General features: G+C 45.0%; 10 protein-coding genes. 8 read left to right on the top strand and 2 right to left on the bottom strand.

The features are described from left to right. Positions 1–29 precede the first annotated feature (29 nt). Both QME20_RS16695 and QME20_RS16690 read right to left on the bottom strand, forming a co-directional pair. Positions 30–452 carry a DUF3429 domain-containing protein gene (locus QME20_RS16695; protein ID WP_014949443.1) on the bottom strand — a complete coding sequence of 141 codons (423 nt, stop codon included), beginning with the start codon at positions 450–452 and terminating at the stop codon, positions 30–32. 99 nt (positions 453–551) lie between these two features. Beyond that, positions 552–1,829 (bottom strand): citrate synthase, encoded by a 1,278-nt coding sequence (locus QME20_RS16690; protein WP_014949444.1) that lies wholly within the window; start codon positions 1,827–1,829, stop codon positions 552–554. A gap of 704 nt (positions 1,830–2,533) precedes the next feature. On the opposite strand from QME20_RS16690, the gene sdhC reads away from it, so the two are divergent. The 8 genes from sdhC to sucD all read left to right on the top strand — a co-directional run bounded on the left by sdhC (position 2,534) and on the right by sucD (position 12,456). After that, complete coding sequence (gene sdhC / locus QME20_RS16685) at positions 2,534–2,908, top strand: succinate dehydrogenase, cytochrome b556 subunit (protein ID WP_014949445.1); 375 nt, start codon at positions 2,534–2,536, stop codon at positions 2,906–2,908. Then, the gene (gene sdhD / locus QME20_RS16680) at positions 2,902–3,249 is read left to right on the top strand and encodes a succinate dehydrogenase, hydrophobic membrane anchor protein (protein ID WP_014949446.1); all 348 of its coding nucleotides are present in this window, start codon (positions 2,902–2,904) and stop codon (positions 3,247–3,249) included. The genes sdhC and sdhD overlap by 7 nt, the downstream gene beginning before the upstream one ends. A 1-nt stretch (position 3,250) precedes the next feature. Then, positions 3,251–5,023, top strand: a complete 1,773-nt coding sequence (gene sdhA, locus QME20_RS16675) for a succinate dehydrogenase flavoprotein subunit (RefSeq protein WP_239219956.1) — start codon at positions 3,251–3,253, stop codon at positions 5,021–5,023. Between the two features lie 14 nt (positions 5,024–5,037). Next, positions 5,038–5,748 (top strand): succinate dehydrogenase iron-sulfur subunit, encoded by a 711-nt coding sequence (locus QME20_RS16670; RefSeq protein ID WP_012518362.1) that lies wholly within the window; start codon positions 5,038–5,040, stop codon positions 5,746–5,748. A 176-nt stretch (positions 5,749–5,924) separates the two neighbouring features. Further along, complete coding sequence (gene sucA / locus QME20_RS16665; protein WP_252118450.1) at positions 5,925–8,744, top strand: 2-oxoglutarate dehydrogenase E1 component; 2,820 nt, start codon at positions 5,925–5,927, stop codon at positions 8,742–8,744. A 9-nt stretch (positions 8,745–8,753) separates the two neighbouring features. Further along, positions 8,754–10,265 carry a 2-oxoglutarate dehydrogenase complex dihydrolipoyllysine-residue succinyltransferase gene (odhB, locus tag QME20_RS16660; RefSeq protein ID WP_014949449.1) on the top strand — a complete coding sequence of 504 codons (1,512 nt, stop codon included), beginning with the start codon at positions 8,754–8,756 and terminating at the stop codon, positions 10,263–10,265. 152 nt (positions 10,266–10,417) lie between these two features. Continuing rightward, a complete protein-coding gene (gene sucC, locus QME20_RS16655) occupies positions 10,418–11,584 on the top strand; it encodes an ADP-forming succinate--CoA ligase subunit beta (RefSeq protein WP_014949450.1) in 1,167 nt (388 codons plus the stop codon). Further along, positions 11,584–12,456: a succinate--CoA ligase subunit alpha gene (gene sucD, locus QME20_RS16650; protein WP_012518366.1), complete on the top strand. Its 873-nt coding sequence runs from the start codon at positions 11,584–11,586 to the stop codon at positions 12,454–12,456. Before sucC ends, sucD begins: the two co-directional genes overlap by 1 nt. Positions 12,457–12,573: the final 117 nt, after the last annotated feature.

Below are 12,573 nucleotides of genomic sequence, written 5' to 3'. Positions count from 1 at the left end.
GCCTTTAACGCTAAGCTGTAGTAGTAACGTTATACGAGCAAGTAAATCATCCAGGCGTGACAGATAACAACGACACTTGTTAATCCCATCCGCAAGCTTATGTAACTTACAATCTGCTCTTTAGGAAGACTAAGGATAAACTTGTCGTAAATAAGTACGGCGACGTAGCTTAGCGATAACACGCCAAACACCTTCACGTCGTGAGAGAACACTAAACACAACCACCCAATTATGGTCGGCAACATAGCGACTAGCATTTGCTTGTCGTAACGTTGATTACTTATTGCGTCCCACCAATGGATACCACCAAAGAAAGACAATAGCACGGCTGAGTATTGGACAAAGTAAACGGCGCTTTGCGTAAGCGATAACAGGTTAAGCTGATAAGCCAGTGGCATAGCCACAAAAGGAATGAGACCGGCAATACCTAGAAAAACCGCTGAATAGGGCATTGTTGTTCCTTGAAGTAATCTTGTATAAACAAAAATAGCGCCTTAAAGGCGCTATTTTTACTATTAAGCGTAATACTTAGTTCAGTATTTACTAATTTACTACTTAATTGGCGTGTACTTACGCTGGTTATGACCAGTGTAAAGCTGACGAGGACGACCAATTTTTTGTTTAGGGTCGCTCATCATTTCATGCCAGTGTGAAATCCAACCTACTGTACGAGACAGTGCAAAAATACACGTAAACATGTTAGTTGGAATACCAATCGCTTTAAGTACGATACCAGAATAGAAGTCTACGTTCGGGAACAGTTTCTTCTCTGCAAAGTACGGGTCACTCAATGCAATCTTTTCAAGCTCCATTGCTACTTCTAGTAGTGGATCTTTAACATTAAGTTCGCTTAGTACTTCGTGACAACTTTCACGCATTACCGTTGCACGTGGATCGTGGTTCTTATAAACACGGTGACCGAAGCCCATAAGACGGAATGGGTCATTCTTGTCTTTAGCGCGTGCAATAAACTCAGGAATACGATCAACTGTGCCAATTTCTTCTAGCATGTTCAGACATGCTTCGTTTGCACCACCATGAGCAGGACCCCAAAGTGAAGCAACACCAGCAGAAATACATGCATATGGGTTCGCACCAGAAGAACCGGCAAGACGAACGGTAGACGTTGAAGCATTCTGTTCGTGGTCTGCGTGAAGCGTAAAGATACGGTCCATCGCGCGCTCAACAGCTGGGCTGATTTGATATTCTTCTGCTGGTACAGAGAACATCATGTTCAGGAAGTTAGCTGCATAGCTTAAGTCGTTTCGTGGATAAACAAACGGCTGACCTACATTGTACTTGTAGCACATAGCAACAAGAGTAGGCATTTTAGCAATTAGACGGTGCGCGCTGCGAATGCGCTGTTCTTCATTAGAAACGTCTAAATCGCTGTGGTAGAACGAAGACATCGCGCCAACGGTACCACATAGCATTGCCATAGGGTGGGCGTCGTTGCGGAAACCGTGGAAGAACATGTTAATTTGTTCATGTACCATGGTGTGACGAGTAATTGTCTCTTTAAATTCTTCGTACTGTTCTTTTGTTGGTGCATCACCGTGAAGAAGCATGTGACAAACTTCTAAGTAGTCTGCGTCACGCGCTAGTTCTTCGATAGGGAAACCGCGGTGTAATAATACACCTTGAGCGCCATCAATGTAGGTAATTGAAGACTCGCAAGATCCTGTCGCCATAAAACCTGGGTCGTACGTGAAATAACCGTGCTGGCCTAACGTACGGACATCGATTACATCTTGTCCTTCGGTGCCAGACAAGATAGGAAGCTCGATTTCCTTACCGCCGGCTTTAAGAATGGCTTTCTGATCTGCCATAAAATGCTCTCCTCAGAATGGTTCTGTTTGCAGCGAAAACGGACGAAAATATCCGCTTCGTTGGGAAAAGTGGGCGTATTTGTACTTTATTATGCACCAACAAGTCAATTTAATTGCATATTTGCACAATAAATATTCCGAATTGCTTAAAAAAATACTAGCAATCAGATAACGATTAATTAACTCGTTGGGATTTCACTTTGCCCGATACGGTGCAATTATCAATGGCTTTTCGATAAAGGTAAACCACCGAACGATAAATATATTAACAGGTTAGTTTAAAAAGTAACCTTTTGATGAGGAATAAATACGCATGCAGATTAAAAGTGCTTAATTTCTCGTTGTTATGCATAGTTATTCCATTTAGCTGCTGGTAAACTTCATAACACTGTAATTGCGCTCGTTTAAACGTGTTGCGCTCAATTTTGATCTCTTTTTATTCAAAATAATTATCATAAAAGTGTATATAGCGACTAAAGTCTTACTACGGCACAAAAAATTGTAATTATATACTACGCTGGATATACTCAGCGGTGCTTTAGAAATGGAATAATTATTCTGTTACAGGCATTAAAGAATAATTCACAAATTGTTAACAACTCAATGGATGAGGCAATTAACAGGTTAAAAATCGAATTCACTTACTCAGGACATAATAAACGTAAGAAATTCATTATCCCCTACGGATTAAACAGGCATACATTGTGAAAAAGCAAAGACCAGTAAATTTAGAACTCAATACTATTAAATTTCCGCCCTCTGCTATTTCGTCAATTCTCCACCGTGTAACCGGTGTTGCAATGTTCTTCGCGCTACTTTTTGTTATCTGGGCATGGGCAGTTTCTGTTCATTCGCCTGAAGGTTTCGCGGACGTACAAGCAATCATGGACGGTTTCTTTGGAAAATTTGTCGCAATTGGCACAGCTTCAGCGCTGACATATCACATTCTAGGCGGCCTAAGACACGTTGTTATGGATTTAGGTCACTGGGAAGAATTAGAGTCGGGTAACACAAGTGCAAAAGCAGTAATCGCACTTTGGGTTGTACTGACCGTAGTATTGGGAGTTGCATTATGGTAACCAACCAAGCAAGCATCAAGCGTGACGGCGTACAAGACTACGTTTCACTTCGCGCTACAGCAGCAATTATTTTCGCGTACTCGGTTTTCATGGCGTGGTTTTTTATTACCACCGATAACCTAACGTTTATCGAATGGCGAGGGTTGTTCTCTGGCCTGGCTATGAAAGTTTTCACATTGGCAGCACTAGTAGCAGTGATGATCCACGTGCGCATCGGCCTTTGGCAGGTGCTTACAGACTATGTTAAATCAGCAGGTCTGCGCGCAGGACTACAATATATCTTAAATATCATCGCGTTCGGCTATGTAGCTGTTGGCCTATTCGTATTGTGGGGAGTGTAAAATGAGTTTACCCGTTCACGAGTTTGATGCAGTAGTAATTGGTGCTGGCGGTGCAGGTATGCGCGCAGCACTACAGATTTCGCAGTCTGGTAAATCATGTGCACTGTTATCAAAAGTATTTCCAACCCGTTCTCATACTGTGTCTGCTCAAGGTGGTATTACTGTAGCACTTGGTAATTCACACGAAGACAATTGGGAATGGCACATGTATGACACCGTTAAGGGTTCTGATTATATCGGTGACCAAGACGCTATCGAATACATGTGTAAAACTGGTCCGGAAGCAATTATCGAAATGGAAAATATGGGTCTACCATTTTCTCGTTTCGAAAACGGTAAAATCTACCAGCGTCCTTTTGGCGGTCAGTCTAAGAACTTTGGTGGCGAGCAGGGCGCTCGTACAGCAGCTGCAGCTGACCGTACTGGTCACGCGCTTCTACACCTTCTTTACCAGCAAAACGTAAAGAACAAAACAAAAGTTTTCTCTGAGTGGTATGCACTTGACCTAGTTAAGAACCAAGACGGAGACGTTGTTGGTTGTACCGCGATTGATATCGAATCTGGTGAAGTAGTTTACTTCAAGTCTCGCGCAGTTGTACTTGCAACAGGTGGTGCGGGTCGTATCTACGCATCTACTACAAATGCACACATCAATACCGGTGACGGTGTTGGTATGGCACTTCGTGCAGGCGTTGCAGTTCAAGATATGGAAATGTGGCAGTTCCACCCAACGGGTATCGCTGGCGCAGGAACATTGGTAACAGAAGGTTGTCGTGGTGAAGGTGGTTACCTTCTAAACAAAGACGGCGAACGTTTCATGGAACGTTATGCGCCTAACGCGAAAGACCTTGCTGGTCGTGACGTTGTTGCGCGTTCAATGATGACTGAAATTCGTGAAGGTCGTGGTTGTGAAGGCCCATGGGGTACTCACATTAAGCTTAAGCTTGACCACCTTGGTAAAGACGTTCTTGAGTCTCGTCTACCTGGTATCCTTGAACTTTCACGTACGTTTGCACACGTTGACCCAGTGAAAGAGCCAATTCCAGTAATTCCTACTTGTCACTATATGATGGGTGGTATTCCTACCAACGTTGATGGCCAATGTCTAACGGTTGATGAAAACGGTAACGACAAGGTTGTTAACGGTCTATTTGCTTGTGGTGAGATAGCCTGTGTATCTGTACACGGTGCGAACCGTCTTGGCGGTAACTCACTTCTTGACCTTGTTGTATTCGGTCGCGCGACCGGTTTACACCTTGGTAAGACATTGTCTGAAATGGCACCAACACGCGACGCATCAGAATCTGATCTCGAAGCCTCTATGACGCGTTTCAACCGTTGGGAAAAGTCAGAGAAAGGTAAGGGCGAAGACCCAGTACAAATTAAGAAAGACTTGCAGAAATGCATGCAGCTTAACTTCTCAGTATTCCGTGAAGGTGAAGCAATGGCGGAAGGTCTTAAAGAGCTTAGCGAAATTCGCGAGCGTCTTAAGCATGCACGCCTTGACGACAAGAGCGCAGACTTCAATACCCAACGTATTGAATGTTTAGAGCTTGATAACCTAATGGAAACCGCGTACAGCACAGCAGTAGCAGCGAACTTCAGAACGGAAAGCCGTGGTGCTCACAGCCGCTTCGACTTCCCGGACCGTGATGACGATAACTGGTTATGCCACAGCATCTACGATCCGAACACTGATAAAATGCTCAAACGTGAAGTGAATATGGCGCCTAAGCTTAGGGAAGCATTCCCGCCTAAAGTGCGTTCATATTAAGAGAGGCAACGATCATGCAATTAACTTTTTCGATTTATCGGTACAACCCAGAAGTAGATGCGAAGCCTCGCATGCAAGACTACACTCTAGAAGTAGAGGAAGGTCAGGACATGATGGTGCTAGACGCGCTACTTGCACTTAAAGAGCAAGATCCGACGCTTTCTTTCCGTCGCTCTTGCCGTGAAGGTGTGTGTGGTTCAGACGGTGTGAACATGAACGGCAAAAATGGCCTTGCGTGTATCACTCCTTTATCTGCACTGGGCAAAGGTAAAATAGTAGTACGTCCACTTCCAGGTCTACCTGTTGTACGTGACCTTGTTGTTGATATGACGCAGTTCTACACACAGTACGAAAAGATTAAGCCGTTCTTAATCAACGACAGTAAGCAGCCGCCAGCGCGCGAACACTTACAGTCACCTGAAGAGCGTGCGAAACTTGACGGTCTTTACGAGTGTATTCTATGTGCATGTTGTTCAACGTCATGCCCATCTTTCTGGTGGAACCCTGATAAGTTCATCGGTCCTGCTGGTCTACTTCACGCGTATCGTTTCCTTATCGATAGCCGTGATACGGCAACTGAAGAGCGTCTTAACGACCTTGATGATGCGTTCAGCGTATTCCGCTGTCACGGTATCATGAACTGTGTAAGTGTATGTCCTAAGGGCTTAAACCCTACAAAAGCGATAGGCCAAATTAAGTCTATGCTTTTACAACGGGCTGTTTAGTACTATATTCTGATAACTTCTTAAAGTTACAGATAGTGATGCTCTAAATAGCCATCCCAAAAGGATGGCTATTTTTTTATATATTCGCTGTTATAACACTTGGTTATGCTGAGAATAACCTTATAATACATCTTGATTGTTAACTAGATTTTATAAAACGTAGCAAGGCAAATTAAATGCAAGAAAGCGTGATGAAAGCGTGGTGGGATTCCTCGCACATGGCAGGTGCCAACGCTGCCTATGTTGAAGAGTTGTATGAAACTTATTTAGAAGACCCGCAAAGTGTCTCTGAAAATTGGCGACAAATCTTCGATAACCTCCCCAAAGTCGATGGCGTAGAGTTAGAAACCAATCATACAACAATTAAAAATCAATTTAGGCAACTTGCTGCGTTAGGGCCAACCGCCCGCATGTCTAGTCCGTCTGTGCCTTCTGCAAATGTTTCAGACGACAGGCAAGTTAAAGTTCTTCAGTTAATCAATGCGTTCCGCTTCCGCGGTCATCAGCACGCAAACCTTGACCCGCTAGGTCTATGGAAACAAGAGCGTGTACGCGATTTAGAACTTTCTCACCACAGCCTTTCTGAGCAAGATTTCGATTCAGTATTCAATGTAGGTTCGTATGCCATTGGCAAAGATTCAATGCCATTGGGTGAACTGTTTAAATCGTTAAACCGCACATACTGTGGCTCTATCGGTGCAGAGTACATGCATATTACCGATACTGAACAGAAACGCTGGTTGCAACAAAAAATTGAATCTGTTCAAGCAAAGCCTGAAATTTCTCGCGACGAAAAGCTAGGAATTCTTAAAGGTCTTACTGCGGCTGACGGAATGGAAAAGTACTTGGGTTCTAAATTCCCAGGGGCAAAGCGTTTCTCTCTAGAAGGCGGCGATGCACTTATTCCTATGCTGAAAGGTTTAATCACCAAGGCTGGCACTGCAGGTACCAAAGAAGTGGTTATCGGCATGGCTCACCGTGGTCGTTTGAACGTGCTAGTTAACGTATTGGGTAAAAACCCATCGGTGCTGTTTGATGAATTTTCAGGTAAGCACGACGACTCACTAGGCGCGGGTGACGTGAAATACCACGCAGGTTTCTCGTCTGACTTCGCGACTCCAGGCGGCAATGTTCACTTAGCACTAGCGTTTAACCCGTCTCACCTGGAGATTGTAAACCCTGTAGTTATGGGGTCTGTACGTGCACGTCTTGCGCGTCGCAATGATGACACGAATACAGTATTGCCTATCACTATTCACGGTGACTCGGCAATTGCTGGTCAGGGTGTAGTACAAGAAACCTTCAACATGTCGCAAACTCGCGGCTTTGCTGTAGGTGGTACGGTTCGTATTGTGGTAAATAACCAAGTTGGTTTCACTACATCGAAGACTGAAGATACCCGTTCAACGCAATATTGTACTGACATCGCGAAGATGGTACAGGCACCGATTTTCCATGTGAACTCAGACGATCCAGAAGCGGTTGCCTTTGTTACGCAGCTTGCGCTTGAATACCGCAATAAGTTTAAGAAAGACGTTGTAATTGATTTAGTTTGTTACCGTCGTCATGGTCACAACGAAGCGGATGAGCCAAACGCCACGCAGCCGTTGATGTACCAAAAAATTAAGAAGCACCCGGTTCCACGTGTTCTTTATGCTGACCAGTTAATAGCTGAAGGTGTGATTGAACAACGTGATGCAGACCGCTATCTTGAAGAATATCGTGAAGCGCTCGACCACGGCGCGTGCGTTGTTGAAGAGTGGCGTCCAATGACAGAGCACAGCGTTGACTGGTCTCCATATCTTGGTCACGACTGGGATACGCCTTACGATGGTTCGCTTTCAGTTGAGAAGCTCAAAGAGCTAGGTGAGTCAATCACTACTATTCCTGAAGAGCACAAGCTTCAGTCTCGCGTAAACAAGCTTTACCAAGACCGTAAAGCAATGGTCGCAGGTGAAAAGCTACTTGATTGGGGTATGGCAGAGAACTTAGCTTATGCCACTATCGTAGATGCCGGCGAAGATATTCGTATTACAGGTCAGGATTCAGGCCGTGGTACTTTCTTCCACCGTCACGCGGTATTGCACAATCAAAAAGACGCATCGACGTATATGCCACTTCAGCATATTCGCGAAGGTCAGGGTGAAATTGAAATTTACGACTCTGTGCTTTCGGAAGAAGCAGTAATGGCATTTGAGTATGGTTATGCGACAGCAGAGCCTACATGTCTGACTATTTGGGAAGCCCAGTTTGGTGACTTCGCTAACGGCGCTCAGGTTGTATTTGATCAGTTCTTGAGCTCAGGTGAAGCGAAGTGGGGCCGTTTGTGTGGCCTAACCGTTTTACTTCCACATGGTTATGAAGGCCAAGGCCCAGAGCATAGTTCTGCGCGTCTTGAGCGATTCTTGCAAATGTGTGCTGACCACAACTGGCAAGTGTGTGTACCTTCAACACCCGCTCAGGTTTACAACATGCTTAGACGCCAAGTGGTTCGTCCAATGCGTAAACCACTTATCGTGATGTCACCTAAGTCACTATTACGTCATCCAATGGCTGTATCTTCGTTAGAGGAACTTGCAGAAGGCAAATTCCATAACGTAATTGGCGAAATTGATGATATCGATCCGAAGAATGTGAAGCGTGTTGTTATGTGTTCAGGCAAGGTTTACTACGATTTGTTAGACCAGCGCCGTAAAAATGAGCAAACAGACGTCGCAATCATCCGTTTAGAGCAACTTTATCCATTCCCACAAGAAGAATGCGCTAAAGTTGTGGCACAATACAGCCACGTAAAAGATTGGGTTTGGTGTCAAGAAGAGCCTCAAAACCAAGGCGCTTGGTACTGTAGCCAACACCATTTCTGGCAAGCAATTCCAGATGGTGCAAAATTAACATATGCAGGCCGTGATGCATCCTCGTCACCTGCAGTAGGTTATGTATCCGTTCACAACCAGCAACAGAAAGCCCTGGTTGAAAACGCACTCACAATTAAATAAGGAACAGTAATGACAATTGAGATAAAAGTTCCGGTTCTACCTGAGTCAGTTGCCGATGCCACCATTGCAACCTGGCACGTAAAGGCCGGTGACGCAGTTAAACGAGACCAGAACCTGGTTGATATTGAAACTGATAAAGTGGTTTTAGAAGTTGTGGCGCCAGCGGACGGTACAATTGGTGAGATCCTAAACGAAGAGGGTGCAACTGTTTTAGGCGAGCAAGTTATTGCTAAACTAGAAAAGGGTGGTGCTGCTGCACCAGCTGAAGCTAAAACGGAAAGCAAAGCGAAAGACGATTCTAAATCAGATGCGGCTCCAGCGGCTTCTGGAAAAACATCTGATGTTAAAGTACCAGTACTTCCTGAATCTGTAGCTGACGCGACAATCGCAACGTGGCACGTAGCTGTAGGTGAAGCAGTTTCTCGCGACCAAAATTTGGTTGATATCGAAACTGATAAAGTAGTACTAGAAGTTGTTGCTCCTGCAGACGGTTCTCTTGCTGAAATTATCGCAGAAGAGGGCGCCACCGTAACAGCTGAAGAAGTGATTGCTAAATTTGTAGAAGGTGCAGCAAGCGGCGCTTCTGCTCCAGCAGCGTCAAGCGAAAGCGATGACAGTGACGAGAGCAGCGATGCGCTTAGTCCTTCTGTTCGTCGTTTACTTGCAGAAAAAGGTGTTGACGCAGCTAAAGTGAAAGGCACTGGCAAAAATGGCCGTATCACTAAAGAAGACGTAGAGAAATACCTTAAAGGCGGCGACAGCTCAGCGAAGGCAGCGCCTGCTGCGTCTGAATCTGTTTCAGCTGACTTGCCAACGGGTAATCGTACCGAGAAGCGTGTTCCTATGACGCGTCTTCGCAAGACAATTGCTAACCGTCTTCTTGAAGCGAAGAACTCTACGGCAATGCTAACAACGTTTAACGAAGTAAACATGAAGCCAATCATGGATCTTCGTAAGCAGTACCAAGACAGCTTTGAGAAGCGTCACGGTATTCGCCTTGGTTTCATGTCTTTCTACGTGAAAGCGGTAACCGAAGCCCTTAAGCGTTTCCCTGAAGTTAACGCGTCTATCGACGGTGATGACATTGTTTATCACAACTACTTCGATGTATCGATTGCTGTTTCTACACCACGTGGCCTTGTAACACCAGTACTTAAAGATACTGACACACTAGGCATGGCAGGCGTTGAAAAAGGAATTAAGGAACTAGCACTTAAAGGCCGTGACGGTAAGCTGTCATTGGCTGAACTACAAGGTGGTAATTTCACAATCACCAACGGTGGTGTGTTTGGTTCACTAATGTCTACACCAATCATTAACCCGCCACAGAGCGCTATTTTGGGTATGCATAAAATCCAAGATCGTCCAATGGCAGTTAATGGAAAAGTAGAAATTCTACCAATGATGTACCTAGCGCTTTCTTATGACCACCGTATTATCGATGGTAAAGAATCAGTAGGTTTCTTGGTAACCGTTAAAGAGATGCTAGAAGATCCAACACGTCTACTTCTAGACGTATAAGACTTTCGTCTCACGGAATTGTGGTTAGGCGTTTAGCTTGTGTATGCTTGCTTTGCGCCTAACGCAACGCTGATATTTGCCCTATAATATCAGTCAAACTAATCAAGTCGCATTTGCGGCTTTTGTCTTACTAAAAATCGGATAGAAACACCATGAATTTGCATGAATACCAAGGTAAGCAGCTATTCAAAGAATACGGTTTGCCTGTTTCTGAAGGATACGCAGCAGACACTGCTCAAGGTGCTGTAGAAGCCGCTGACCGAATTGGCGGAAACGAGTGGGTAGTTAAGTGTCAGGTACACGCGGGCGGTCGCGGTAAAGCTGGCGGTGTAAAGCTAGTTAAAAACAAAGACGACATTCGCGCTTTCGCTGAAAACTGGCTTGGCAAAAATTTGGTGACTTTCCAGACTGACGAAAACGGTCAGCCTGTGAGCAAAATCCTAGTTGAATCTTGCACAGATATCGCTAACGAGCTTTACCTTGGTGCAGTAGTTGACCGTACAACCCGTCGCGTTGTATTCATGGCATCTACTGAAGGTGGCGTTGAGATTGAAACTGTTGCAGAAGAAACTCCAGAGAAAATCCTTAAAGCTGAAATCGACCCAATTGTAGGTCCTCAGCCTTATCAAGCGCGCGAAATGGCGTTTGCTCTAGGTCTTTCTGGCGTACAAATCAAGCAATTCACTCAAATCTTCCTTGGCCTAGCTAAGATGTTTGAAGAGCTTGACGTTGCGCTTATCGAAATCAACCCGCTAGTTATCAAAACTGACGGTAACCTACACTGCCTAGACGCGAAAGTAGGTATCGATGGTAACGCGCTATATCGTCAGCCTAAGCTGAAAGATATGCAAGATCCTTCACAAGAAGATGCGCGTGAAGCTCATGCTGCTCAGTGGGAACTAAACTATGTTGCGCTAGACGGTAATGTAGGTTGTATGGTTAACGGTGCAGGCCTAGCAATGGGTACTATGGACATCGTAAACCTACACGGTGGCAAGCCAGCTAACTTCCTAGACGTTGGTGGCGGCGCAACTAAAGAGCGTGTAGCTGAAGCATTCAAAATCATCCTTTCTGATGACAATGTTAAAGCGGTATTGGTTAACATCTTCGGTGGTATCGTTCGCTGTGACATGATTGCAGAAGGTATCATTGGTGCGGTTAAAGAAGTTGGCGTAGAAGTACCTGTAGTTGTACGTCTTGAAGGTACCAATGCAGAGCTTGGCCGTGAAGTTCTAGCGAACTCTGGTCTAGATATCATTGCTGCTGAATCGCTAACTGATGCAGCGCAGAAAGTTGTTGCTGCAGCGGAGGGCAAATAATGTCTGTATTAATTAATAAAGATACTAAAGTAATTTGTCAGGGTTTCACTGGCGGTCAGGGTACTTTCCACTCTGAGCAAGCAATTGCTTACGGTACGCAAATGGTTGGTGGTGTAACACCAGGTAAAGGCGGTACTGAGCACCTAGGTCTTCCAGTATTCAATACTGTACGTGAAGCGGTAGAAGCAACTGGCGCAACTGCAACAGTTATCTATGTACCAGCACCTTTCTGTAAAGATTCAATTGTTGAAGCTGCAGATGCGGGTATCGAGCTAATCGTATGTATCACTGAAGGTATCCCAACGCTAGATATGCTTTACGTTAAAGAATACGTAGAAGCGAAAGGCGTTCGCATGATCGGTCCAAACTGCCCAGGTGTAATCACTCCTGGAGAGTGTAAAATTGGTATCATGCCTGGTCACATCCACAAGCCTGGTAAAGTAGGTATTGTTTCTCGCTCTGGTACACTTACGTACGAAGCGGTTAAGCAAACCACTGACGAAGGTTTTGGCCAGTCTACTTGTGTTGGTATCGGTGGCGACCCAATTCCTGGTTCAAACTTCATCGACATCCTTCAGATGTTCCAAGACGACCCACAAACTGAAGCTATCGTAATGATCGGTGAGATCGGTGGTACAGCTGAAGAAGAAGCAGCAGCGTTCATCAAAGCTAATGTAACCAAGCCTGTTGTTTCTTACATTGCTGGTGTTACTGCTCCTCCAGGTAAGCGTATGGGTCACGCTGGTGCAATCATCGCAGGCGGTAAAGGTACTGCTGATGAGAAATTCAAAGCACTAGAAGACGCTGGCGTTAAAACTGTACGTTCACTTGCTGAAATCGGCAAGGCGCTTCGCGAGACTACAGGTTGGTAAGCTAACGCTTAACAATTTTGTGATAAAAGCCCGCTTTAAGCCTGTCTCTTGATCACAAGTCGATATCAAGAGACATGGCTAGCTCATATCCTTCAAGGATGGTTTGCAATTTGAACC

The organism is Alteromonas sp. CyTr2, assembly GCF_947311905.1.
GTDB lineage: Bacteria > Pseudomonadota > Gammaproteobacteria > Enterobacterales > Alteromonadaceae > Alteromonas > Alteromonas macleodii.
Note: the sequence above shows the minus strand (reverse complement) of the source record. Positions and strands in the feature narration are given on the sequence as shown.

Excerpts from the sequence above, each read along its gene's own strand:
- sucA (WP_252118450.1), top strand. The coding sequence starts at position 5,925 with ATGCAAGAAAGCGTGATGAAAGCGTGGTGGGATTCCTCGCACATGGCA.
- odhB (WP_014949449.1), top strand. The coding sequence starts at position 8,754 with ATGACAATTGAGATAAAAGTTCCGGTTCTACCTGAGTCAGTTGCCGAT.
- sdhA (WP_239219956.1), top strand. The coding sequence starts at position 3,251 with ATGAGTTTACCCGTTCACGAGTTTGATGCAGTAGTAATTGGTGCTGGC.
- QME20_RS16670 (WP_012518362.1), top strand. The coding sequence starts at position 5,038 with ATGCAATTAACTTTTTCGATTTATCGGTACAACCCAGAAGTAGATGCG.
- sucC (WP_014949450.1), top strand. The coding sequence starts at position 10,418 with ATGAATTTGCATGAATACCAAGGTAAGCAGCTATTCAAAGAATACGGT.
- sucD (WP_012518366.1), top strand. The coding sequence starts at position 11,584 with ATGTCTGTATTAATTAATAAAGATACTAAAGTAATTTGTCAGGGTTTC.
- QME20_RS16690 (WP_014949444.1), bottom strand. The coding sequence starts at position 1,829 with ATGGCAGATCAGAAAGCCATTCTTAAAGCCGGCGGTAAGGAAATCGAG.
- sdhD (WP_014949446.1), top strand. The coding sequence starts at position 2,902 with ATGGTAACCAACCAAGCAAGCATCAAGCGTGACGGCGTACAAGACTAC.
- QME20_RS16695 (WP_014949443.1), bottom strand. The coding sequence starts at position 452 with ATGCCCTATTCAGCGGTTTTTCTAGGTATTGCCGGTCTCATTCCTTTT.